This is a genomic window from Pantoea wallisii (genome assembly GCF_002095485.1).
Taxonomy (GTDB): Bacteria; Pseudomonadota; Gammaproteobacteria; order Enterobacterales; family Enterobacteriaceae; genus Pantoea; species Pantoea wallisii.
Window position 1 is genome coordinate 1 of record NZ_MLFS01000068.1, and the last position, 24,111, is coordinate 24,111.

16 protein-coding genes, 3 pseudogenes and 1 riboswitch are annotated in these 24,111 nt (G+C 55.3%); of the genes and pseudogenes, 6 read left to right on the top strand and 13 right to left on the bottom strand.

The features are described 5' to 3' along the window. The first annotated feature begins 342 nt into the window (after positions 1-342). Together purH and purD are read left to right on the top strand one after the other, a co-directional pair. Positions 343-1,932, top strand: a complete 1,590-nt coding sequence (purH, locus tag HA48_RS18955) for a bifunctional phosphoribosylaminoimidazolecarboxamide formyltransferase/IMP cyclohydrolase (protein ID WP_128602700.1) — start codon at positions 343-345, stop codon at positions 1,930-1,932. Between the two features lie 18 nt (positions 1,933-1,950). Next, complete coding sequence (gene purD, locus HA48_RS18960; RefSeq protein ID WP_128602701.1) at positions 1,951-3,231, top strand: phosphoribosylamine--glycine ligase; 1,281 nt, start codon at positions 1,951-1,953, stop codon at positions 3,229-3,231. A gap of 27 nt (positions 3,232-3,258) precedes the next feature. Here purD and HA48_RS18965 read toward each other — a convergent pair. From HA48_RS18965 to nudC, 6 genes and pseudogenes are all read right to left on the bottom strand, one after another. Then, positions 3,259-3,923 (bottom strand): annotated as a pseudogene (locus HA48_RS18965) (DUF1481 domain-containing protein). 68 nt (positions 3,924-3,991) lie between these two features. Beyond that, positions 3,992-4,264, bottom strand: coding sequence for a nucleoid-associated protein HU-alpha (hupA, locus tag HA48_RS18970; protein WP_006121511.1), 273 nt, complete (start codon positions 4,262-4,264; stop codon positions 3,992-3,994). A 188-nt stretch (positions 4,265-4,452) separates the two neighbouring features. Beyond that, the gene (locus HA48_RS18975) at positions 4,453-5,043 is read right to left on the bottom strand and encodes a YjaG family protein (protein ID WP_128602702.1); all 591 of its coding nucleotides are present in this window, start codon (positions 5,041-5,043) and stop codon (positions 4,453-4,455) included. 62 nt (positions 5,044-5,105) lie between these two features. Further along, positions 5,106-5,774 (bottom strand): deoxyribonuclease V, encoded by a 669-nt coding sequence (gene nfi / locus HA48_RS18980; protein ID WP_128602703.1) that lies wholly within the window; start codon positions 5,772-5,774, stop codon positions 5,106-5,108. 2 nt (positions 5,775-5,776) lie between these two features. Then, entirely contained in the window at positions 5,777-6,844 is a 1,068-nt protein-coding gene (gene hemE, locus HA48_RS18985) for a uroporphyrinogen decarboxylase (RefSeq protein WP_128602704.1), read from the bottom strand. Positions 6,845-6,885: 41 nt separating this feature from the next. Beyond that, on the bottom strand, positions 6,886-7,659 hold the full coding sequence (nudC, locus tag HA48_RS18990) for an NAD(+) diphosphatase (RefSeq protein ID WP_128602705.1): 774 nt from the start codon (positions 7,657-7,659) through the stop codon (positions 6,886-6,888). An 88-nt stretch (positions 7,660-7,747) separates the two neighbouring features. On the opposite strand from nudC, the gene rsd reads away from it, so the two are divergent. The 3 genes from rsd (at position 7,748) to thiE (ending at position 11,179) form a co-directional block, all read left to right on the top strand. Then, positions 7,748-8,254 carry a sigma D regulator gene (rsd, locus tag HA48_RS18995; protein WP_128602706.1) on the top strand — a complete coding sequence of 169 codons (507 nt, stop codon included), beginning with the start codon at positions 7,748-7,750 and terminating at the stop codon, positions 8,252-8,254. Positions 8,255-8,419: 165 nt separating this feature from the next. Then, positions 8,420-8,520: riboswitch (TPP riboswitch) on the top strand. 89 nt (positions 8,521-8,609) lie between these two features. Further along, entirely contained in the window at positions 8,610-10,535 is a 1,926-nt protein-coding gene (gene thiC, locus HA48_RS19000) for a phosphomethylpyrimidine synthase ThiC (protein WP_128602707.1), read from the top strand. Continuing rightward, positions 10,532-11,179 (top strand): thiamine phosphate synthase, encoded by a 648-nt coding sequence (gene thiE, locus HA48_RS19005; protein ID WP_128602708.1) that lies wholly within the window; start codon positions 10,532-10,534, stop codon positions 11,177-11,179. Before thiC ends, thiE begins: the two co-directional genes overlap by 4 nt. 160 nt (positions 11,180-11,339) lie before the next feature. On the opposite strand, the pseudogene HA48_RS19010 reads toward thiE, so the two are convergent. Next, positions 11,340-12,793: pseudogene (locus tag HA48_RS19010) on the bottom strand (aminotransferase-like domain-containing protein). Positions 12,794-12,968: 175 nt separating this feature from the next. Between HA48_RS19010 and HA48_RS19015 the strand changes: the two are divergent. Continuing rightward, the gene (locus HA48_RS19015) at positions 12,969-13,157 is read left to right on the top strand and encodes a DUF1127 domain-containing protein (protein WP_128602709.1); all 189 of its coding nucleotides are present in this window, start codon (positions 12,969-12,971) and stop codon (positions 13,155-13,157) included. Positions 13,158-13,221: 64 nt separating this feature from the next. Here HA48_RS19015 and rpoC read toward each other — a convergent pair whose 3' ends face one another. The 6 genes and pseudogenes from rpoC to HA48_RS19045 form a co-directional block, all read right to left on the bottom strand. Beyond that, positions 13,222-17,445: a DNA-directed RNA polymerase subunit beta' gene (gene rpoC / locus HA48_RS19020; RefSeq protein WP_128602710.1), complete on the bottom strand. Its 4,224-nt coding sequence runs from the start codon at positions 17,443-17,445 to the stop codon at positions 13,222-13,224. Positions 17,446-17,523: 78 nt separating this feature from the next. After that, positions 17,524-21,551: pseudogene (rpoB, locus tag HA48_RS19025) on the bottom strand (DNA-directed RNA polymerase subunit beta). A 325-nt stretch (positions 21,552-21,876) separates the two neighbouring features. Beyond that, positions 21,877-22,242 carry a 50S ribosomal protein L7/L12 gene (gene rplL, locus HA48_RS19030; RefSeq protein ID WP_128602711.1) on the bottom strand — a complete coding sequence of 122 codons (366 nt, stop codon included), beginning with the start codon at positions 22,240-22,242 and terminating at the stop codon, positions 21,877-21,879. A 66-nt stretch (positions 22,243-22,308) separates the two neighbouring features. After that, a complete protein-coding gene (gene rplJ / locus HA48_RS19035) occupies positions 22,309-22,806 on the bottom strand; it encodes a 50S ribosomal protein L10 (protein WP_128602712.1) in 498 nt (165 codons plus the stop codon). A 349-nt stretch (positions 22,807-23,155) separates the two neighbouring features. Continuing rightward, positions 23,156-23,860, bottom strand: coding sequence for a 50S ribosomal protein L1 (gene rplA / locus HA48_RS19040; protein ID WP_128602713.1), 705 nt, complete (start codon positions 23,858-23,860; stop codon positions 23,156-23,158). Positions 23,861-23,863: 3 nt separating this feature from the next. Continuing rightward, the coding region (locus tag HA48_RS19045) for an uL11 family ribosomal protein (protein ID WP_482809946.1) at positions 23,864-24,111 on the bottom strand (248 nt) is incomplete at its 5' end.

The following is a 24,111-nucleotide window of genomic DNA, read 5'->3' on the forward strand; positions in this document are numbered from 1 at the left end:
TCGTCTGCGTTTTGTTAACCGCTGTTCCGTCTCAGTGGTTGCGCATTATAGGGCGTTGTTCGCAGCGCGCAACCGCTAAATTCAACAAAAACAACCGTTCGCTGCATTCCACAGCAAAAGGCCGCTTTATACGCAGTTACACACAAAGTTATCCACATCCTGTGGCCAGATAAATTTAGGCGAGCATCACGCAAACGTTTTCGCTACAATGCCTCGCGACGTCACGGATGCCCCTTTTGGGGCGTTACATGAGGTAAACAGGCGCTTCTATATAGAAGCGCAACGTTAAGCCTGATGTAACGCTCTTATTTACGCGAAACAAAGCCAAGGGATAAAACCACCATGCAACAACGTCGTCCAGTACGCCGCGCTCTGCTTAGTGTCTCAGACAAAGCCGGCATCCTCGAATTTGCTCAGGCACTCTCCAGCCGTGGTGTTGAGCTGCTCTCCACAGGCGGTACTGCACGTCTGCTGGCAGACGCGGGCCTGCCCGTCACAGAAGTTTCTGACTATACCGGTTTCCCGGAGATGATGGATGGACGCGTCAAAACGCTGCACCCGAAAGTGCATGGCGGTATTCTGGGCCGTCGCGGTACCGACGACGCGATCATGGCCGAACACGCCATAAACCCAATTGACATGGTGGTAGTGAACCTCTATCCCTTCGCGCAGACCGTAGCGAAACCTGGCTGCACGCTGGAAGATGCGGTAGAGAATATCGATATTGGCGGCCCGACGATGGTGCGCTCAGCGGCCAAGAACCACAAAGACGTGGCGATTGTGGTGAAGAGCAGCGACTACGACGCCATCGTTGCCGAGCTGGATGCCAACGAAAACGCACTGACGCTGGAAACGCGTTTTGACCTTGCGATTAAAGCCTTTGAGCACACCGCAGCCTATGACAGCATGATTGCCAACTACTTTGGTAGCCTGGTCCCTGCTTACCACAGCGACAGCAAAGATCCTGCCGGTCGCTTCCCGCGCACCCTGAACCTGAACTTCATTAAGAAACAGGATATGCGTTATGGCGAGAACAGCCATCAGGATGCTGCCTTCTATATAGAAGAGAGTGTGGCGGAAGCTTCCGTCGCGACCGCACAGCAGGTGCAGGGCAAAGCGCTCTCCTATAACAACATTGCCGATACCGATGCGGCACTGGAGTGCGTAAAAGAGTTCGCCGAGCCGGCCTGCGTTATCGTCAAGCATGCCAATCCTTGTGGTGTCGCCGTTGGCGGTTCAATCCTTGATGCTTATGAGCGCGCCTATAAAACCGACCCAACTTCCGCTTTCGGTGGCATCATCGCCTTTAACCGCGAGCTGGATGAAGCGACCGCGCAGGCGATCATCAGCCGTCAGTTTGTGGAAGTGATCATTGCCCCTGCGGCCAGCGAAGCGGCGCTGAAAGTTACTGCCGCCAAACAGAACGTGCGCGTTCTGGTGTGCGGCCAGTGGCAGAGCCGCGTAGCCGGGCTCGACTTCAAGCGCGTGAATGGCGGCCTGCTGGTACAGGATCGCGATCTCGGCATGGTCGACGCCAGCCAGCTGCGTGTGGTCACTCAGCGTCAGCCCAATGAGCAGGAGCTGCGCGATGCGCTGTTCTGCTGGAAAGTAGCAAAATTCGTTAAGTCCAACGCCATCGTCTATGCGCGTGACAACATGACCATCGGCATTGGCGCGGGCCAGATGAGCCGCGTCTACTCCGCCAAAATTGCTGGCATTAAAGCGGGTGATGAAGGTCTGGACGTGCCAGGCTCAGCCATGGCATCAGATGCCTTCTTCCCGTTCCGCGACGGTATTGATGCCGCAGCGGCCGTCGGTATTACCTGTGTAATTCAGCCCGGTGGCTCTATTCGCGACGACGAAGTGATTGCCGCTGCTGATGAGCACGGTATCGCGATGATCTTCACCGACATGCGTCATTTCCGCCATTAATAGTCTGGAGCCGTAACGATGAAAATTTTAGTGATTGGTAATGGCGGGCGTGAGCACGCGCTGGCGTGGAAAGCAGCACAGTCGCCGCTGGCGGAAACCGTATTTGTCGCGCCAGGTAATGCCGGTACGGCGCTGGAGCCGGCCCTGCAAAACGTCGCCATCAGCGCGACAGATATTCCTGCCCTGCTGGCGTTTGCTCAGAAAGAGCAGATTGATCTGACGATTGTCGGTCCGGAAGCGCCGCTGGTGATTGGCGTGGTAGATGCGTTCCGCGCAGCAGGCCTGAAGATCTTTGGTCCCACTCAGGCGGCTGCCCAACTGGAAGGCTCAAAAGCGTTCACCAAAGACTTCCTGGCGCGTCAGCAGATCCCGACGGCTGAGTATCAGAACTTCACCGACGTAGAACCTGCGCTGGCTTACCTGCGCGAGAAAGGCGCGCCGATTGTGATTAAAGCCGACGGTCTGGCTGCCGGTAAAGGCGTGATCGTCGCAATGACGCTGGAAGAAGCGGAAGCGGCGGTACAGGATATGCTGGCGGGCAATGCCTTTGATGATGCAGGCCACCGTATCGTGATTGAAGAGTTTCTGGATGGTGAAGAGGCGAGCTTCATCGTGATGGTCGATGGCGATAACGTACTGCCGATGGCCACCAGCCAGGATCATAAGCGCGTTGGCAATGGCGATACCGGCCCCAACACTGGCGGTATGGGCGCCTACTCCCCGGCCCCGGTTGTAACCGATGAGATCCACCAGCGCGTGATGGACCAGATTATCTGGCCAACCGTTAACGGTATGAAAGCCGAAGGCAACACTTATACCGGCTTCCTGTATGCCGGCCTGATGATCGATAAAGCTGGCCAGCCAAAAGTGATCGAATTCAACTGCCGCTTCGGCGATCCGGAAACGCAGCCGATCATGCTGCGCCTGCAGTCGGATCTGGTAGAACTCTGCCTGGCCGCAGTCGATGGCAAGCTGGATCAGCAAACCTCCCGCTGGGATCCGCGTCCCTCGCTGGGTGTGGTGCTGGCGGCTGGCGGGTATCCGGGCAGCTATAACACCGGCGATCAGATTCACGGCTTGCCACTGGAAGAGGTTCCGGACGGTAAGGTGTTCCACGCCGGCACCACGATGCAGGATGACGTGGTGGTCACCAGCGGCGGCCGCGTACTCTGCGTGACGGCGCTGGGCGAAGACATTGCCGCAGCGCAGAAGCATGCCTATGCGCTGGCGCAGCACATCTCCTGGGATGGCAGCTTCTGCCGTCAGGATATCGGCTACCGCGCGATCAACCGTCTGTAACCTTCAGCGGCGGTCATCCGGCCGCCGCTACAAATCACTCTCTTTCGGCTGCCAGCGGCACTCATCGTCCGCCGTGGCACGCAGCAACTGAATGCCCTCTGGCGCTTCCAGCCATGAAATCGTTAACGGCTGCGGCTGACGTTGTTGCTGCCGGGCGAGTGCGCCAAGCGTATCGCGATCAAAGGTCACGTTAAGCAGGGCACCTGCACAATCACGCACCTGATTTTGACCGAGCCAGTGGCCCTGACGCAGCAATACACGTCCGCTCAGCAGCGCATTGCTTTGCGCCAGCATACGCTGCGCATCGAAGCGGTACAGCTCAATGCTGTCATCGCTTACCGCCTCACGTCGCCCTGCCAGCTGCCGCTGCATAAAGTTGAGATTGCCTGATGATCAAAACGCAGCGTCACGTCATCTGGCTGCTTGCCTGTAACATGCCGCTCCACGCTCAGCAGGTTTTCACCTTGCCAGGTGTAATCGGTGGTCTCCATGGCTTCGCCATTAAATGGCGTAAAGACAACGCGCAGATGTACGGCCTGATGGTCACTGTTTTTGCGCCAGATGCGCACGGTGCCGCGATCGGCCAGGTAGCCGCTGGCGGTAAACGCCGGGAGATCGGGAGTGGAACTACAGCCGGTGAGCAGAGCACTGAGCAGGAAGGCGCAGACGCGCTGAGGAACGATTTTCAGCATGCAGGGCCCCGATAACAAAAAGGGGCGATACCGCCCCTCTTTTAAAGCTAAACCGCAATGCGGAAAACTTACTTAACAGCGTCTTTCAGTGCTTTACCGGAGACGAACGCTGGCACGTTAGCAGCAGCGATTTTGATCTCTTTGCCAGTCTGCGGGTTACGACCGGTACGCTCAGCGCGGTGGTTCACTTTAAAAGTACCAAAACCAACCAGTTGTACAGCATCACCTTCTTTCAGAGACTCAGTGATCGCAGCCAGGGTAGATTCCAGCGCAGCTTTAGCCTGAGTTTTAGACAGGTCAGCTTTCTCTGCGATCACATCAATCAGTTGAGTCTTGTTCATAAGTTATCCTTAAAGTGTATTTATCGCTTGCTAAGCAACGAGTGCGAGGGAAAAGCCATATTCTGGCACTCTTCAGCCTGCACGCACCGATAGCCACAATTTTCAGCCCCCCAAATGTAGACCAGACAGGGGGCTGATGTGAAGCCTCCAGGCGCGCTAATTCGGGCCTGAAGTCACGTTTTCTCGCCTTATTGCTGAAAAACTATACCGATGTTACTGATTCCGTCTTCGCGCAGGTCAGAACGTAGCCCTTTGATCAGCTCCAGGTCCCGCTCCTCGCAGTCTGCCAGCAGGCGAAAAATCTCCCACTGCTGGTCCCACTCGTCAATCACGGCCTGATTTTCACGCAGCTCTTCATCGCTCATTTCGCGACCGGCCTGCGTCATCTCCAGGATAGCCACCGTCGTAATGGAGGTACGACTGACTTCGATGGCGTGCTCAAGGGTTTCACCGCTGAGCTGCGCATGTACGACTTCGCTCAGCGCCACGCAGGCGTCGATAGCCGGATGCACGCCGTAGATATCAAAATCATCGCCGTTGGGGATCGCTGCTTCCAGTTTCTCCAGCTGGCTGTCGAAATTGATTTTGGCATCCTTCACCGTCAGACTCTCCCACACCAGGTCAAGAATGCGGCGATAGAGCTGTGGATCGGCAAACGCAGTCTGCTGGCAGAAGGCCCAGTAGTTCGGGTACATCCGCTCACACAAACAGGCCATAAAAGTCATGTGCTGCCAGCTTTCCAGCTTCGCCAGACGCAAATGGACGGGGTTCTGTAACATCAAACTTACTCTCGGTAGATTAGCTGGCGGCAGTGTACCGCAAAAGCCGCATACAAACAGCGTTAGCGCGCATTTTGCCACTTCACAAAAGCGGGACGGCCAGAAGCGACGGCATCCGCCCAGCGCGTAGGTTCGGGTAAGCGATAGCCGCCCATGCAGGCTTCCACCCACTGCAGCGCACTGTCCATGCTGACGCGGTGCCCGGTAGAGACAAACAGTGGGTTACAACGCGCTTTGCTGCGCCACACCCAGCCAATTTGCTCACCTTTGTCGATCAACGGCTGACGGCTGCCAGGCGCAGCGTCCAGCTCGGCAAAACGTCCGCAGAGGCGCTTCTTCGCCACGCCAATCGTGGGCACATCCACCGTCGAGCCAAAATGCGCCGCTACGCCGAGACGGCGCGGATGGGAGATGCCGTGCCCGTCAACAAACAGCAAATCCGGCTGCTGCGAAAGCTGCTGCCAGGCTGCCTGTAGCGCAGGCATTTCACGAAACGAGAGAAAACCGGGAATATAGGGCATGATGGTAGGAATACGCGCAATGCGGTGTTCCACCAGCCTTAACGAAGGGTATTCAAGGATCACCAGCGCAGCGCGCGTGACTTCACCGCCCTGTTCAAAGCCGACATCTGCGCCGCCGATAAAGCGCGGCGGCAGCACATCGAAATCATCCTGCCGCACTACACTGGCGGCGCGTTGTAACTGTTCCTGACGTAGTGCGGCTAAATCCATACTTATCCCTGATGATATTGGCGTGACAAACGATGCACGGCCTCGACAAACACGCCCGCATGCTCTGGCGGTACATCCTGATGGATACCATGTCCGAGGTTAAATACGTGCCCTTCGCCTGCGCCAAAACCTTGCAGAATACCAGCGACTTCCTGCTCAATACGCGCAGGCGGTGCATACAGCATAGACGGGTCCATGTTGCCTTGCAGCGCCACTTTGTCACCCACGCGGCGACGCGCATCCGCGATATCCGTGGTCCAGTCCAGGCCCAGCGCATCACAGCCGGTTGCAGCGATCTCTTCCAGCCACTGACCACCGCCTTTGGTGAACAGCGTAATCGGCACGCGACGGCCTTCGTTCTCATGCAGCACGCTATCAACGATTTTATGCATGTAGTACAGCGAGAATTCGCGGTAATCACGGCCGGTCAGCACGCCGCCCCAGGTATCAAATACCATTACCGACTGCGCACCCGCTTTAATCTGTGCGTTGAGGTAGAGAATGACGCTATCGGCCAGCTTATCCAGCAGCGCATGCAGCGTCTGCGGCTCTGCGTACATCATCTTTTTGATTTTGGTGAAGGCTTTGCTACTGCCACCTTCAATCATATAGGTCGCCAGCGTCCAGGGACTGCCGGAGAAGCCGATCAACGGCACTTCGCCCTTCAGGTTATGACGAATGGTGCGTACCGCATTCATCACATAACCCAGCTCCTGCTCCGGATCGGGCACCGGCAGCTTGTCGACATCCGCGCGGCAGGTGATGGGGTTAGAGAAACGCGGGCCTTCTCCGGTTTCAAAGTAGAGCCCAAGGCCCATCGCATCCGGAATCGTCAGGATATCGCTGAAGAGGATCGCGGCGTCCAGCGCATAGCGGCGCAGCGGTTGCAGGGTGACTTCACACGCCAGCTCAGCATTCTTACACAGCGACATAAAATCACCGGCCTCAGCGCGCGTGGCTTTGTACTCCGGCAAATAACGCCCGGCTTGTCGCATCATCCACACGGGGGTGACATCTACCGGCTGGCGCAACAGGGCGCGCAGATAACGATCGTTCTTCAGTTCACTCATAATGGGCTCTCAACAGGCTAAGGGCGGCAGTGTAACATTTTTCACGCCGCGCTGGCGCGACACAGCGCTACCGTATCTTCAATCAGCCGACGCGCTACCGTGCCGGGTGGCGGCAGCAGAGGCAGATCATCATAACGATACCAGCCGGCATCCAGCAGCTCTTTACCGTCATGCTGCAACTCACCACCGTCATACTCCGCCATAAACGCCATCATCAGCGAATGGGGGAACGGCCACGGCTGCGACGTTACGTAACGCACGTTTTTCACCCGTACGTTGCTCTCCTCCATCACCTCCCGCGCGACCGCCTGCTCCAGGGTTTCGCCCACTTCGACAAATCCGGCCAGTACGGTGTAAATGCTGTTACGGTGACGGGCATGATTCGCCAGCAGGATCTCATCGCCACGACGGATCGCGACAATGATGCACGGCGCAATCTGCGGATAGTAACGTTCACGGCAGTGGTTACACAGACAGGCGAACTCGCGCTTGCTGAGGTGCATTTCGTGACCGCAGTAGCCACACCAGCGATGCGCGCGATAGAATTCCGCCAGCTGTACGCCACGTCCGGCAAGCTGAAACAGCCCAACATCTTCATCGATCAACTGGCGCACCGAGCCCATATGGTTCGGACGCGATTCACGCACCAGCCAGACATTTTCGCCCTGCCACTCACCGATCAGGATGCCACTGCTGCCCGCCAGGCCAAAATCGCCGGATAAGCCATGCGGCAACGTCCCCTGCGGTAACCAAAGTTTCTGTTCAGAGCTGACAATCCACCAGCCAGCGTCTACGCTTGAGATCTCACGTTGCATCTTAATCGTTGTCCTTAGCGTCAAATGACACGCTGAAATCCTGATATTAAGGGTGTAATGAACAACTATAACTCACCAGGAGCCCCGTATGCTTACCCAGTTAGACACCCTGACCGAGCGTGTTGGTGGCGGTAATGAATTAGTCGATTCGTGGTTGCGCGCCAGACGGCAGTTGCTCGTCACTTACTACGAGTTAATCGGCATGAAGCCGAACAAAGAGGCGCTGACGGCGCTGGATGAGCAGGCGCTGGATGCGTTTTGTCACAACCTGGTGGATTATCTCTCCACCGGTCATTTCAGCGTCTATGAGCGCATTATCAGCGAAATGGAAGGTGACAGCCCGCTGATTGCTGCGGCACAAATCTATCCGTCGCTGGAGAGCAACACTGACCGCATCATGCAGCTGTATGACAGCCATCTGCAGCAGGCCATCAATGATGAAAACTGCGTTGATTTTCAGCAGGCCCTGTCTGAAGTCGGCGAAGCGCTGGAGTCGCGTTTCACCCTTGAGGACAAGCTGATTCAGCTCGCCTGGGATAATAAACTGGCGCGCCCACCGGTTGCTAACGATAGCGCCATTGCCCGCCCGGCATAATCTCACGCAGTTGTAAAAAACTTGTTATTCCCGAAAAGCCCTCTTATGCTGAGTGGGCTTTTTTAATGCCTCTTCAAATGCGAAGAGCCCGGTTTTGCGATATAAGCGTAGCGTGTGGTCAGTTGGTGTTCGGACAGCGCGCAGTGACCGATGTATCGTGAAACCCAACCCTTGTCGGAGTGCCCTCACGGGCTGAGACCGTTAATTCGGGATCCGCGGAACCTGATCAGGTTAGTACCTGCGAAGGGAACAAGAGTAGATATCATCAGCACGGTGCAGGTTTGCCCGGTACCGTAACTGTTACTCCTTCCGGACTCCGGACAAGCAACTTCCCACTGATTTCAGGAAACTTGCTATGTCTGTTACTAAAACTTCCCGTCGTGAACAGCGCGCCCAGGCGCAGGAATTTATCGATTCACTGCAGGGAACCGCTTTCCCCAACTCGCAACGCATCTGGATCACCGGCAATCGCCCGGATATTCGCGTTCCAATGCGCGAAATTCAGCTCAGCCCGACTCACACGGGCGGCAGCAAAGAGAACCCGCAGTACGAAGCTAATGAACCGGTGCCGGTCTATGACACCGCCGGCGCGTATGGCGATCCGGCTGCGACCATCGATGTGCACCGGGGACTGGAAAAATTGCGTGCCGCATGGATTGATGAGCGTGGCGACAGCGAAACCGTTGCGCAGGTCAGCTCCTCTTACACCCAACAGCGTCTTGCCGACGATGGCCTGGATCACCTGCGTTTTGAGCACCTGCCACAGCCGCGCCGCGCCAAAGCCGGCCGCTGTGTCACGCAGCTCCATTACGCGCGTCAGGGCATTATCACACCGGAGATGGAGTTCATCGCTATCCGCGAGAATATGGGGCGCGAACGTATTCGCAGCGAAGTGCTGTTACAGCAGCATCCGGGCCACAGTTTTGGCGCGCATCTGCCGGAAAACATTACTGCGGAGTTCGTGCGTCAGGAAGTGGCCAGCGGCCGCGCCATCATCCCGTCCAACATCAACCATCCTGAATCGGAGCCGATGATCATTGGCCGTAACTTTCTGGTGAAGGTTAACGCCAATATCGGTAACTCCGCAGTAAGCTCCTCCATTGAGGAGGAGGTAGAGAAGCTGGTGTGGTCGACGCGCTGGGGCGCCGATACCGTGATGGATCTCTCCACCGGCCGCTATATCCATGAAACGCGCGAGTGGATTTTGCGTAACAGTCCGGTGCCCATTGGTACTGTACCGATCTATCAGGCGCTGGAGAAGGTGAACGGTGTTGCCGAAGATCTCAACTGGGCGATCTTCCGCGATACGCTGCTGGAGCAGGCCGAGCAAGGCGTTGACTACTTTACTATCCACGCTGGCGTGCTGCTGCGCTACGTGCCAATGACGGCAAAACGCCTGACCGGTATTGTGTCACGCGGTGGCTCCATCATGGCGAAATGGTGCCTGTCGCACCATCAGGAGAGTTTCCTGTATCAGCACTTCCGCGAGATTTGCGAAATCTGCGCCGCCTACGATGTGGCGCTCTCGCTGGGCGACGGTCTGCGCCCGGGCTCCATTCAGGATGCCAACGACGAGGCGCAGTTTGCTGAACTGCGTACGCTCGGTGAGCTGACGCAAATTGCCTGGGAGTATGACGTGCAGGTGATGATTGAAGGCCCCGGCCATGTGCCGATGCAGATGATCCGCCGCAACATGACGGAACAGCTGGAGCACTGCCACGAAGCGCCCTTCTACACGCTTGGCCCGCTCACCACCGATATCGCCCCCGGCTACGATCACTTCACCTCCGGGATTGGCGCCGCGATGATCGGCTGGTTTGGCTGCGCCATGCTGTGCTACGTCACGCCAAAAGAGCACCTCGGCCTGCCCAACAAAGAGGATGTGAAGCAAGGATTGATCACTTACAAGATCGCCGCCCACGCTGCGGATCTGGCGAAAGGGCATCCCGGTGCGCAGATCCGCGATAACGCGATGTCGAAAGCGCGCTTTGAATTCCGTTGGGAGGATCAGTTCAACCTGGCGCTTGATCCGCACACCGCGCGCGCTTATCACGATGAGACGCTGCCGCAGGAGTCCGGCAAAGTCGCTCACTTCTGCTCTATGTGCGGCCCAAAATTCTGCTCGATGAAAATTACCCAGGAGGTGCGTGAATTTGCTGCCCGCCAGCAGGCTGAAGCGCAGCCGATCGAGTTGGGCATGGCGCAAATGTCGGACGCCTTCCGTAGCCGTGGCGGCGAGCTCTACCATGCCGCCGACACCCTGAAAGAGGAAAAAATATGACCAACGCCTTTCCTGCCACCGCCGCGAAGCTGGGACTGTATCCGGTTGTGGATAGCGTGGAGTGGATTGAACGCCTGCTGGATGCCGGCGTGCGCACTATTCAGCTGCGTATCAAGGATTGTCAGGATCATGAAGTTGAAGAGGCGGTACGTGATGCCATTGCCCTCGGCAAGCGGTACCGCGCCCGCCTGTTCATTAATGATTACTGGCGCTTAGCGATTAAGTATCACGCTTATGGGGTGCATCTTGGTCAGGAGGATTTAGACGTGGCCGATCTGGAGGCGATTCGCCAGGCCGGTTTGCGGCTGGGGCTATCGACGCACGATGATGCAGAGTTGGATCGCGCACTGGCGCTGCGTCCCTCCTACATCGCACTGGGCCATATCTTCCCGACACAGACCAAAGAGATGCCCTCGGCTCCACAGGGCACCACTGAACTTAAACGCCATCTGGCGCGTCTGCAGGATATCTCCACCGTAGCCATTGGCGGTATTTCTCTGGCGCGCGTGCCGGAAGTGCTGGCCACGGGCGTGGGCAGCGTTGCCGTTGTCAGCGCGATCACGCAGGCGGCAGACTGGCGTGAAGCAACGAAACAGCTGCTGGACATGGTTGAATCCGGAATCCAGCCCGCAGAAGTTCTGTAATACTCTGCACCCTCATGCGATCCCCTGGAATCTGTCGCTCAGCCTGATATATCAGCACTGGCACAGATTCCGGCACACGCTAAAGTGAGCCTGCCCGCTGTCGCTTGCAGTGGGCCAGGGCTGGCTTCCCCGACTCTCTGTCCGGCCCTGCCTTTCCACTTTACTCTGCCAGGGAGGAGATATGCCGGCTTTCATTACTGCAACTCTGCATCGCGCGCTCTACCGCAGCGCCCAGATGCGCGATGGCCTGCTCGGTTTGATCACTCATTGGCAGGCCATAATTCAGGCGCAGGCAGTTGCGGTATTTACCCGAGGCCGAAAACAGCGAACCTGGCGCCACCTGAAGCTTCAACGCCTGAAGTTCAGTGTTGAGCCGCACCGCATCAAAGGCCTCCGGCAGCTCAATCCACATCAGGAAACTGCCCTGTGGGCGCGAGACGCAAATACCGCCGGGAAAATAGTGGCGTACCCAGCAGCTAAAGGTCTCGTAGTTACGCTGATACATCTGCCGCATGCGGCGCAGGTGCGGCAGGTAGTACCCAAGCCGAATAAACTCCGCCACCGCGTGCTGCGGCTGGGTGGCTGTCGAGCCGGTGCCGATATATTTCATGTGCAGCACGCGATCGCGATAACGACCCGGTGCAACCCAGCCGACGCGCAAGCCTGGCGCCAGGGTTTTAGAGAACGAACTGCACAGCAGCACGCGGCCATCCATGTCCAGCGATTTAATGGTTATCGGGCGCGGATAGTCCCATGCCAGCTCACCGTATACATCATCTTCAATGATGGCAGCATCAAAACGCTGCGCCAGCGTCAGCAGGGCCCGCTTGCGCGCTTCCGGCATGATAAAACCCAGAGGGTTATTACAGTTGGGCACGACCACTACCGCTTTGATCGGCCACTGTTCAAACGCCAGCTCCAGCGCTTCAAGCTGATGCCGGTAACCGAATCCGTCGGGATCTCAATCACCCGGATACCGAATCCCCGCAGCGTCTGCATGGTGCCATGAAACGTGGGCGACTCCACTGCAATAATATCACCGGGTTCACACACTGCCCGGATCGAGACCGAGAGCGCTTCATGGCAGCCAGTGGTAATCACAATGTCTTCTGCCGTCAGCTGACACCCGCTGTCGATCGTCAGCCGGGCCACCTGTTCACGTAGCGCGGTTACCCCAAGCAGGCTGTCATAGTTAAGCATGCTCACATCCTGCTTCTGCGCCATGCGCCCGAGGATTTTCCATAGCGGCTTGAGGGTGGGCTGAGTCACATCCGGCATCCCGCTGCCCAGCTGCAATACATCGCCACAGCCACGGCTACTGAGCAGTTCCAGCACCGATTCCCACTGCGTGATCTCTACCGGACGCTGTACCGGGCGCGTTAGCGCCGGCACTGGCGGCGTTGCTTTACGCGTGGCAACGAAATAGCCCGAGCGCGGCTGCGGCACGATCAGCTGCTTCTCCTCCAGCAGATGATACGCCTGTTGCACAGTGCTGATACTGACGCCGTGTTCAAGGCTCAGCGTGCGGACCGAAGGCAGTCGCTCGCCGCTGCGGTAGAGCCCCTGTTCAATGCGGTCTGACAGTAAGCAGGCAAGATGTTGATAGCGGGTTATTGTGTGCCTCACTTAGCCGGGGCTTGAGCAGAAAACAGTACAGATGAGATCTCTTTTTACCATTCAGATCGCGATAAGATCAATCTGTATGTTAAAGATAAGTGATTTTTGAATCTGTATTGTAATGTGCAGGAAACGGACAATGTTGCTCAGATACCTTACTGAGGACAGGATGATGGAATTTGATCAAAACCGGGCAGCGAAACCTTTTAGCGTTACCCTGCCGGACGTCTTTCGCGCGGCTATAAGCGCCCTGAAAAACTGGCGTGCACGCCGCGAAACGCGTGAAATTTTGTCGCATCTTAGCGATGCACAGCTGCGCGATATCGGCCTGACGCGAAACGATATCAAACGTAAGTGCTGACGTTTTCAGGACGAAAAAAAACCCTGCCGAGGCAGGGTTTTTTACAGGTCAGCAGTGCGGACGATTACTCGTCGTCGCTACCGCCCAAGCCTGCGTTCAGCAGTTCAGCCAGGCTGGCAGAGGCTTCATCCGCAGTAACCTGCGGTGCAACCGGTGCTTCACCCGCCTGACGGCGACGCATACGATCCTGGTGGTACGCATAACCGGTACCAGCCGGGATCAGACGACCCACGATGACGTTCTCTTTCAGGCCGCGCAGTTCATCACGCTTACCTGCTACTGCTGCTTCGGTCAGGACACGTGTGGTCTCCTGGAATGATGCTGCAGAGATGAACGACTCGGTTGCCAGAGACGCTTTGGTGATACCCAGCAGATCGCGCATATAGGTTGCGCCGATTTTGCCGTTGGTCTCCAGATCGCGGTTGGAGATCTTGATACGAGAGACTTCCGCCTGCTCGCCTTCCAGGAACTCCGAGCTACCCGCGTTCATGATGGTCGCTTTACGCAGCATCTGACGTACGATGACTTCAATGTGCTTATCGTTAATCTTAACGCCTTGCAGACGGTAAACTTCCTGCACTTCGTTAGTAATATAACGTGTCACCGCATGCACGCCACGCAGACGCAGGATGTCGTGTGGAGATTCCGGGCCGTCAGATACGACGTCACCACGCTCTACGCGCTCACCTTCGAATACGTTCAGCTGACGCCATTTTGGAATCATCTCTTCGTACGGATCGCTACCATCAACCGGTGTAATCACCAGACGACGCTTGCCTTTGGTCTCTTTACCGAAGGAGATAATACCGCTGATCTCCGCCAGGATTGCTGGCTCTTTCGGACGACGCGCTTCGAACAGATCCGCAACGCGTGGCAGACCACCGGTGATGTCCTTGGTACCGCCAGATTCCTGCGGAACACGCGCCAGGGTATCACCCGAGCTGATCTTCACGCCATCTTCCAGCTGCACAATCGCTTTACCTGGCAGGAAGTACTGAGCCGGCATATCGGTGCCAGGGATCAGAACGTCATTGCCGTTAGCATCAACGATTTTCAGTGCCGGACGCAGGTCTTTACCACCCGCAGTACGCTCTGCAGAGTCCAGAACCACCAGCGAGGAGAGACCGGTCAGGTCATCCGTCTGACGGGTAATGGTCTGACCGTCAATCATGTCAGTGAAGCGAATGAAACCGCCCACTTCGGTGATAACCGGCATGGTATGTGGATCCCAGTTTGCTACGGTTTCGCCCGCGGCAACCTGCTCGCCATCACCCTTCGCCATGACCGCACCGTAAGGCACTTTATAGCTCTCTTTGGTACGACCGAACTCATCGATCATCTTCAGCTCAACGTTACGCGAAACGATAACCAGCTTCCCGGAGGAGTTGGTTACTGACTTGGCGTTGGTCAGCTTGATGGTACCTTTGTTCTTCACCTGGATGCTGGATTCAGCAGCCGCACGTGATGCCGCACCACCGATGTGGAACGTACGCATCGTCAGCTGAGTACCCGGCTCACCGATGGACTGTGCTGCGATAACGCCGATGGCCTCACCTTTGTTGATGATGTGACCACGTGCCAGATCGCGACCGTAGCAGTGTGCACACACACCGAAGTCGGTTTCACAGCTCACCACGGAACGTACTTTAATGACGTCCACGGAGTTCTCTTCAACCACGTCACACCAGTGCTCATCGATCAGGGTGTTACGCGGGATCAGGATGTCCGCAGTGCCAGGCTTCAGCACGTCTTCTGCCGTTACACGGCCCAGTACACGCTCACGCAGCGGCTCTTTAACGTCGCCACCTTCGATGACTGGCGTCATCATGATGCCTTCGAACGTGCCACAGTCATCTTCGGTGACAACCAGATCCTGCGCCACGTCAACCAGACGACGGGTCAGGTAACCGGAGTTCGCCGTTTTCAGTGCGGTATCCGCCAGACCTTTACGCGCACCGTGCGTTGAGATGAAGTACTGAAGTACGTTCAGACCTTCACGGAAGTTCGCGGTGATTGGCGTTTCGATGATGGAGCCATCTGGCTTCGCCATCAGACCACGCATACCTGCCAGCTGACGAATCTGTGCCGCAGAACCACGCGCACCGGAGTCGGCCATCATGTAGATGCTGTTGAACGAGACCTGCTGCTCCTCTTCGCCGTTACGGTTAATAACGGTTTCGGTCTGCAGGTTATCCATCATCGCTTTGGAAACGCGTTCGTTCGCTGCGGCCCAGATATCGATGACTTTGTTATAACGCTCACCCGCCGTTACCAGACCAGACTGGAACTGTTCCTGAATCTCAGCAACTTCCGCTTCCGCTTCCGCGATGATTTCCGCTTTCTTCGCCGGAATCACCATGTCGTCGATACCCACCGACGCGCCTGAACGGGCTGCGTAGGCGAAACCGGTATACATGGTCTGGTCAGCAAAGATAACCGTCGGCTTCAGACCCAGGATGCGGTAACAGGTGTTCAGCATCTTAGAAATCGCTTTCTTACCCAGCGCCTGGTTGACGATGGAGTAAGGCAGGCCTTTCGGTACGATCATCCACAGAATCGCACGACCAATGGTGGTGTCGATAATGCTGGTTTTCGCAACGAGCTCTTCCTGCTCATTTTTGCTGTACTCGGTGATACGCACTTTAACGCGCGCATGCAGCTCGGCCTGGCCGGCGCGGTAGACACGCTCAGCTTCTTTCGGGCCGGTCAGCACCATGCCTTCGCCTTTGGCGTTCACTTTGTCACGGGTCATGTAGTACAGACCCAGAACAACGTCCTGTGAAGGAACGATGATTGGCTCGCCGTTCGCAGGTGACAGAATGTTGTTGGTAGACATCATCAGCGCACGCGCTTCCAGCTGGGCTTCCAGCGTCAGCGGTACGTGAACAGCCATCTGGTCACCATCGAAGTCGGCGTTATACGCCGCACAAACCAGCGGGTGCAGCTGGATCGCTTTACCTTCGATCAGAACCGGTTCAAACGCCTGGATACCCAGACGGTGCAGAGTAGGTGCACGGTTCAGCAGGACCGGGTGTTCGCGGATCACTTCGTCCAGGATATCCCAGACAACCGCTTCTTCGCGCTCAACCATTTTCTTGGCCGCTTTAATGGTGGTTGCGAGACCACGCAGTTCCAGCTTGCCGTAGATGAACGGTTTGAACAGCTCCAGTGCCATTTTCTTCGGCAGACCACACTGATGCAGACGCAGGTATGGACCTACGGTGATAACCGAACGACCAGAGTAGTCAACACGTTTACCCAGCAGGTTCTGACGGAAACGACCCTGCTTACCTTTGATCATATCGGCCAAAGATTTCAGAGGACGTTTGTTAGAGCCGGTGATGGCACGACCGCGACGGCCGTTATCCAGCAGGGCATCTACCGCTTCCTGCAGCATACGTTTTTCGTTACGTACGATGATATCTGGCGCAGCCAGATCCAGCAGACGTTTCAGACGGTTGTTACGGTTGATCACGCGGCGATACAGATCGTTCAGATCCGACGTAGCGAAACGACCACCGTCCAGCGGTACCAGCGGACGCAGATCTGGCGGCAGAACCGGCAGAACCGTCAGGATCATCCACTCTGGCTTGTTGCCAGACTGCACGAACGCTTCCAGCAGCTTGATACGCTTGGTCAGCTTTTTACGTTTGGTCTCGGAGTTGGTTTCGTTCAGCTCTTCACGCAGCTGCTCGCACTCTTGCTCCAGATCCATGTTTTTCAGCAGCGCCTGGATAGCTTCTGCACCCATCTTCGCGTCGAATTCGTCACCGAACTCTTCCAGCGCATCAAGGTACTGCTCTTCGGTCAGAATCTGACGCTTTTCCAGGTTGGTCATGCCGCCTTCGACAACCACATAAGATTCGAAGTACAGCACGCGCTCGATATCACGCAGCGGCATATCCAGCAGCAGGCCGATACGCGATGGCAGTGATTTCAGGAACCAGATATGCGCAGTTGGCGATGCCAGCTCGATATGGCCCATACGCTCACGACGTACTTTGGTCTGTGTAACTTCAACGCCACACTTCTCGCAGATCACGCCACGATGCTTCAGACGCTTGTACTTACCGCACAGGCATTCGTAATCTTTTACCGGTCCGAAAATACGGGCGCAGAAAAGACCGTCACGCTCCGGCTTGAAGGTACGGTAGTTGATGGTTTCCGGCTTTTTAACTTCACCAAAAGACCAGGAACGGATCATGTCTGGCGAGGCCAGAGCAATTTTGATCGCATCAAACTCTTCGGTTTTAGTTTGCGCTTTCAGAAACTTAAGTAAGTCTTTCACGGATTAGCTCCCGTCGGAGTGGAACTCTCAGGGACGCACAGCCAGGCTGCGCGTCCCATAACCAGTACTTGCGAGTGCTTACTCGTCTTCCAGCTCGATGTTGATACCCAGCGAGCGGATCTCTTTCAACAGTACGTTGAAGGATTCCGGCATGCCCGGTTCCATCTGATGGTTGCCGTCGACGATGTTTTTATACATCTTCGTACGACCATTCACGTCATCAGACTTAACGGTCAGCATCTCCTGCAGGGTATACGCAGCACCGTATGCTTCCAGTGCCCACACTTCCATCTCACCGAAGCGCTGACCACCGAACTGCGCCTTACCACCCAGCGGCTGCTGAGTCACGAGGCTGTAAGAGCCGGTAGAACGGGCGTGCATCTTGTCGTCGACCAGGTGGTTCAGTTTCAGCATGTACATGTAACCTACAGTTACCTGACGCTCGAACTGCTCACCGGTACGGCCGTCGAACAGGGTGATCTGACCGGAAGAAGGCAGACCGCCGAGCTGCAGCAGCTCTTTGATCTCGCTCTCTTTCGCACCATCAAACACTGGCGTTGCGATTGGCATACCTTTTTTCAGGTTCTCTGCCAGACGCAGCACTTCATCGTCTGAGAAGGTGTTCAGGTCAACTTTCTGACGCACATCTGTACCCAGGTCATAAGCACGCTGGATGAACTCACGCAGTTTGGCGACCTCTTCCTGCTTCTTCAGCATCGCATTGATCTTCTCACCAATGCCTTTCGCCGCCATACCCAGGTGGGTTTCCAGAATCTGACCGATGTTCATACGTGACGGTACGCCCAACGGATTCAGTACGATATCGACCGGCGTACCGTTCTCATCGTAAGGCATGTCTTCGATCGGGTTGATCTTAGAGATAACACCCTTGTTACCGTGACGACCTGCCATCTTGTCGCCCGGCTGGATTTGACGTTTAACCGCCAGATACACCTTAACGATTTTCAGCACGCCTGGTGCCAGATCGTCGCCCTGGGTGATCTTGCGACGCTTAGCTTCGAGTTTCTTCTCAAACTCGTGCTTCAGCTCGTCATACTGCTCAGCCAGCTGCTCGAGAGCGTTCTGCTTTTCTTCGTCAGTCAGGCCCAGCTCCAGCCAGCGCTCGCGTGGCAGTTTGTCCAGCTTCTCAGCTTCAACGCCACCCGAGATCAGTACCGCCTGGATACGGCTGAACAAGCCCGCTTCAAGGATCTGCAGCTCTTCAGACAGGTCTTTTTTGGCCTGCTTCAGCTGCATCTCTTCGATTTCCAGCGCGCGCTTGTCTTTTTCCACACCATCGCGGGTAAAGACCTGCACGTCGATTACGGTGCCGGATACGCCATTCGGTACGCGCAGTGACGAGTCTTTCACGTCAGAGGCTTTTTCACCGAAGATCGCACGTAGCAGCTTCTCTTCTGGCGTCAGCTGGGTTTCACCTTTCGGCGTTACCTTACCTACCAGAATGTCGCCACCGGTCACTTCCGCACCGATATAGACGATACCGGATTCATCCAGTTTGGAGAGCGCAGCTTCACCCACGTTCGGGATATCAGCGGTGATCTCTTCCGGCCCCAGTTTGGTGTCGCGTGACACGCAAGCCAGTTCCTGAATATGGATAGTGGTGAAACGGTCTTCCTGAACCACACGCTCAGAGACGAGGATGGAGTCTTCGAAGTTGTAACCGTTCCATGGCATGAATGCCACGCGCATGTTCTGACCCAGCGCCAGTTCACCGAGGTCGGTAGACGGGCCATCTGCCAGCACATCACCACGCTCGATTGGCTCACCCAGCGAGACACACGGCATCTGGTTGATACAGGTGTTCTGGTTAGAGCGGGTGTACTTGGTCAGGTTGTAGATGTCGATACCGGCTTCGCCCGGGTACATTTCATCTTCGTTAACTTTGATAACGATACGAGATGCATCCACGTACTGCACGGTACCACCACGTTTCGCGACGGCAGTTACACCGGAGTCAACCGCGACGGCACGTTCCATACCGGTACCAACCAGCGGCTTATCAGCGCGCAGGGTTGGAACCGCCTGACGTTGCATGTTCGCACCCATCAGGGCACGGTTAGCATCATCGTGTTCCAGGAACGGGATCAGTGACGCACCGACAGAAACCACCTGCTGGGTGGAGACGTCCATGTAGTCAACCTGATCGCGGCTGAACAGGCTTGATTCACCTTTACTACGGCAGGTAACGAGATCGTCAACAAAGCTACCGTCGTCTGCCAGGTTGGTGTTCGCCTGAGCGATAACGTAGTTACCCTCTTCGATTGCAGAGAGGTAATGAATTTCATCACTCACTTTGCCATCTACTACGCGACGGTATGGCGTCTCAAGGAAGCCATATTCGTTGGTCTGCGCGTAAACAGAGAGTGAGTTGATCAGACCGATGTTCGGACCTTCCGGCGTTTCGATTGGACATACGCGACCGTAGTGAGTCGGGTGTACGTCACGCACTTCGAAGCCAGCACGTTCACGGGTCAGACCGCCCGGGCCCAGTGCAGAGATACGACGTTTGTGCGTAATCTCAGACAGCGGGTTGTTCTGGTCCATAAACTGAGACAGCTGGCTGGAGCCAAAGAACTCTTTCACCGCCGCCGAGATTGGCTTAGCGTTGATCATGTCCTGTGGCATCAGCGTGTCCAGGTCGCCCAGAGACAGACGCTCTTTCACTGCACGCTCAACACGTACCAGGCCAACACGGAACTGGTTCTCAGCCATCTCACCGACAGAACGGATACGACGGTTGCCGAGGTGGTCGATGTCATCCACTTCACCGATACCGTTACGGATACCGATCAGTTTCTTCATGACTTCGATGATGTCGTCTTTGCTCAGGATACCTGAACCTTCGATCTCATCACGCAGCAGAGAACGGTTGAACTTCATGCGGCCAACCGCAGAGAGATCGTAACGATCTTCAGAGAAGAACAGGTTCTCGAACAGGTTTTCCGCTGCTTCACGCGTTGGTGGCTCGCCAGGACGCATCATGCGGTAGATCTCAACCAGCGCGCTCAGGCGATCGTTGGTTGGGTCAACACGCAGGGTCTCGGAGATGTACGGGCCGTGATCCAGGTCGTTGGTGAACAGGGTTTCAATGCGTTTGTGACCAGACTGGCTCAGTTTAGCCAGCAGATCCAGCGACAGCTCCATGTTCGCAGGAACAATCAGCTCACCGGTGTTCAGGTCGATGTAATCTTTCGCGACCACTTTGCCCGCAATGTACTCAACCGGCACTTCGATATGCTGAATATCGTCTTTTTCCAGCTGACGAATATGGCGCGCAGTGATGCGACGACCTTTCTCTACGTAGACCGTGCCGTTGGCTTCGATATCGAAGGAGGCGGTTTCACCACGCAGGCGTTCAGGCACCAGTTCCATCTGCAGCTTGTTGTCGCGAATCTCGAACACCACTTTTTCAAAGAACAGATCAAGAATCTGCTCAGAGGTGTAGTTCAGCGCGCGCAGGATGATACTGGCCGGCAGCTTACGACGACGGTCAATACGGACGAACAGGTTGTCTTTCGGGTCAAACTCGAAGTCGAGCCATGAACCGCGGTAAGGATGATACGTGCGTTATACAGCACTTTACCGGAAGAGTGCGTTTTACCCTTATCGCTGTCAAAGAATACGCCAGGACTACGATGCAGCTGAGAAACGATAACACGCTCAGTACCGTTGATGACAAAGGTACCGTTATCGGTCATGAGCGGGATTTCGCCCATGTAAACTTCTTGCTCTTTAATGTCCTTGACAGTGCCTTCCGGCGCTTCGCGCTCGTAGATCACCAGACGCAGTTTTACACGCAGCGGTGCGGAGTACGTCACGCCACGAATCTGACATTCGGTTACGTCAAAGACCGGCTCACCCAGGCGGTAGCTAACATACTGCAACTCAGAGTTGCCGCTGTAGCTCGCGATTGGGAATACGGAACGGAAGGCTGCTTCCAGGCCGTATTGGCCTTCTGGATCTTGCTCGATAAACTTCTGGAACGAGTCAAGCTGGATAGAAAGGAGATATGGCACATCCAAAACTTGTGGACGTTTACCAAAATCCTTACGAATACGTTTTTTCTCGGTATAGGAGTAAACCATAGGGTTCCTCAGCTAGCTGACAAGTCGACCCACGCTGTCCGTCCTGAAGGGACAGTTCATGCAACACTATTTTGTTTTTCATGCGATGCGCGGCACCCCATGCAATACATCTTTCTATCACTCTTAAATCATTTCATCGCTGTTGCGCAGGCAGGGAACCCTCACAGGAGAGCGATATATTAAGTCGTCGATAGAAAAAGATATTGAAGAGGAACAATGGACAAACAGTGCGAAACGCCATCGTTCCCCTGTAGCGCAAAAAGGCTGGTGACCAAAAAGTCACCAGCCATCAGTCTGATTACTCAGACTGCAACCCGAGGTTTTCTTACTTAACTTCAACTTCAGCGCCAGCTTCTTTCAGAGCAGCTTCAAGTGCAGCTGCGTCGTCTTTGCTGATGCCTTCTTTGATTGCAGCTGGAGCAGCTTCAACCAGGTCTTTAGCTTCTTTCAGGCCCAGACCAGTTGCGCTACGTACCGCTTTGATTACTGCTACTTTGTTCGCGCCAGCAGCTTTCAGGATAACGTCGAATTCAGTTTTCTCTTCAACAGCTTCAGCTGGGCCAGCAGCAACAGCTACAGCAGCAGCAGCAGAAACGCCGAATTTTTCTTCCATAGCAGAAACCAGCTCAACTACTTCCATTACGGACATAGCTGCAACAGCTTCCAGAATTTGATCTTTAGTGATAGACATGACAATTGTTCCTAAGAATCGATAAAAGTTTATACGTTAGCAAGTACGAAGGAAAAGAATCTGGCCTTAAGCCGCTTCTTTTGCGTCGCGAACAGCAGCCAGAGTGCGGACCAGTTTGCCAGCAGCGGCTTCTTTCATGGTCGACATCAGACGTGCCAGTGCTTCTTCGTAAGTCGGCAGCGTTGCCAGACGGTCAATTTGTGCCGCCGGGATCAGCTCACCTTCAAAGGCTGCAGCTTTGACCTCAAAGTTTGCATTCGCTTTCGCGAACTCTTTGAACAGACGAGCAGCAGCGCCCGGGTGTTCCATAGAGTATGCAATCAGGGTCGGACCAACAAACGTGTCTTTCAGGCACTCAAAAGAGGTACCTTCAACAGCACGGGTCAGCAGGGTGTTGCGAACAACACGCATGATAACGCCAGCTTCACGACCTGCTTTACGCAGTTCAGTCATTTTATCAACGGTAACGCCACGGGAATCCGCAACAACCGCTGAAAGCGCGCCTTTGGCTACTTCGTTAACTTCAGCAACAATTGCTTGTTTGCCTTGAAGATTTAATGCCATTAGCTTTGCTCCTGGATTTGACCGGGAAAAATTTCCCGGAACTCACTTCACTCACATACCCGAAGGCAGTAAGCGCGTTACACGGTGAGCAGAATCCAGTGAAGAAAAAATTTCTTTTTGGTTCTGTCACCGTCTACGCAGGATATTAAGCAGCGCCTCCGGAAAGGGTTTGCTCCTGCGGTCTTGGACGGAGGCCAGGATCAGGCCTGGCTCCAACCTTAGCCACTGAATAATAAAGCGCTCAGGCTTCATTATCCGGTCACTATGAATTTGGGTTCACAGTTGATTATTCAACCAGAACAACGGGCGTAAGATTCTAGATGAATTTTTCGCCCGTATCAAGCAGTAATCAGCTTGCAGATGCGTTCAGACCAGCCTGGTCAACGGCAACGCCGGCGCCCATGGTGGTTGAAATGCTAACTTTCTTGATGTACACGCCTTTCGCCTGTGAAGGTTTTGCTTTTTTCAGCGCAACCAGCAGAGATTCCAGGTTTTCTTTCAGTTTGTCAGCGTCAAAATCCACTTTACCGATGGTAGTGTGAATGATGCCGTTTTTGTCGTTACGGTAACGAACCTGACCTGCTTTAGCATTCTTAACTGCTTCAGCAACGTTTGGCGTTACAGTACCCACTTTCGGGTTTGGCATCAGACCACGTGGGCCCAGAACCTGGCCCAGCTGGCCAACAACGCGCATTGCATCCGGAGATGCGATAACAACGTCAAAGTTCATTTCGCCTTTTTTGATCTGGTCAGCCAGATCTTCCATACCTACCAGCTCAGCGCCAGCTGCTTTAGCAGCTTCAGCGTTTGCACCCTGGGTAAATACGGCAACGCGTACTGAACGGCCAGTACCGTGTGGCAGTACAGTAGCACCACGTACGTTCTGGTCAGATTTACGTGCATCGATGCCGAGGTTAACAGCAACGTCCACGCTCTCTACGAATTTAGCGGTAGCCAGTTCTTTCAGCAGAGCAACAGCTTCGTTGATGTCATACTGTTTGGTCGCATCAACTTTGTCACGGATCACGCGCATGCGCTTGGTCAGCTTAGCCATTTCTTAGTCCTCCACTACCAGGCCCATGGAACGAGCAGTACCTTCGATAGAGCGAGTCATCGCTTCTACGTCAGCACCAGTCATGTCCGCAGCTTTGGTTTCTGCAATTTCACGTACCTGAGCACGAGTTACTTTACCGACTTTATCTTTGTTCGGCTTACCAGAACCAGACTTGATGCCTGCTGCTTTTTTCAGCAGTACGGCAGCCGGAGGCGTTTTGGTAACGAAGGTGAAAGAACGGTCGCTGTATA

What these genes read in the sequence shown, in the direction of transcription:
- thiE (WP_128602708.1), top strand. Translation starts at nt 10,532, where the DNA reads ATGACCAACGCCTTTCCTGCCACCGCCGCGAAGCTGGGACTGTATCCG.
- hupA (WP_006121511.1), bottom strand. Translation starts at nt 4,264, where the DNA reads ATGAACAAGACTCAACTGATTGATGTGATCGCAGAGAAAGCTGACCTG.
- hemE (WP_128602704.1), bottom strand. Translation starts at nt 6,844, where the DNA reads ATGAGTGAACTGAAGAACGATCGTTATCTGCGCGCCCTGTTGCGCCAG.
- nudC (WP_128602705.1), bottom strand. Translation starts at nt 7,659, where the DNA reads ATGCAACGTGAGATCTCAAGCGTAGACGCTGGCTGGTGGATTGTCAGC.
- rplL (WP_128602711.1), bottom strand. Translation starts at nt 22,242, where the DNA reads ATGTCTATCACTAAAGATCAAATTCTGGAAGCTGTTGCAGCTATGTCC.
- HA48_RS19015 (WP_128602709.1), top strand. Translation starts at nt 12,969, where the DNA reads ATGGAATTTGATCAAAACCGGGCAGCGAAACCTTTTAGCGTTACCCTG.
- rplJ (WP_128602712.1), bottom strand. Translation starts at nt 22,806, where the DNA reads ATGGCATTAAATCTTCAAGGCAAACAAGCAATTGTTGCTGAAGTTAAC.
- rplA (WP_128602713.1), bottom strand. Translation starts at nt 23,860, where the DNA reads ATGGCTAAGCTGACCAAGCGCATGCGCGTGATCCGTGACAAAGTTGAT.
- purH (WP_128602700.1), top strand. Translation starts at nt 343, where the DNA reads ATGCAACAACGTCGTCCAGTACGCCGCGCTCTGCTTAGTGTCTCAGAC.
- HA48_RS18975 (WP_128602702.1), bottom strand. Translation starts at nt 5,043, where the DNA reads ATGTTACAGAACCCCGTCCATTTGCGTCTGGCGAAGCTGGAAAGCTGG.
- nfi (WP_128602703.1), bottom strand. Translation starts at nt 5,774, where the DNA reads ATGGATTTAGCCGCACTACGTCAGGAACAGTTACAACGCGCCGCCAGT.
- thiC (WP_128602707.1), top strand. Translation starts at nt 8,610, where the DNA reads ATGTCTGTTACTAAAACTTCCCGTCGTGAACAGCGCGCCCAGGCGCAG.
- rsd (WP_128602706.1), top strand. Translation starts at nt 7,748, where the DNA reads ATGCTTACCCAGTTAGACACCCTGACCGAGCGTGTTGGTGGCGGTAAT.
- purD (WP_128602701.1), top strand. Translation starts at nt 1,951, where the DNA reads ATGAAAATTTTAGTGATTGGTAATGGCGGGCGTGAGCACGCGCTGGCG.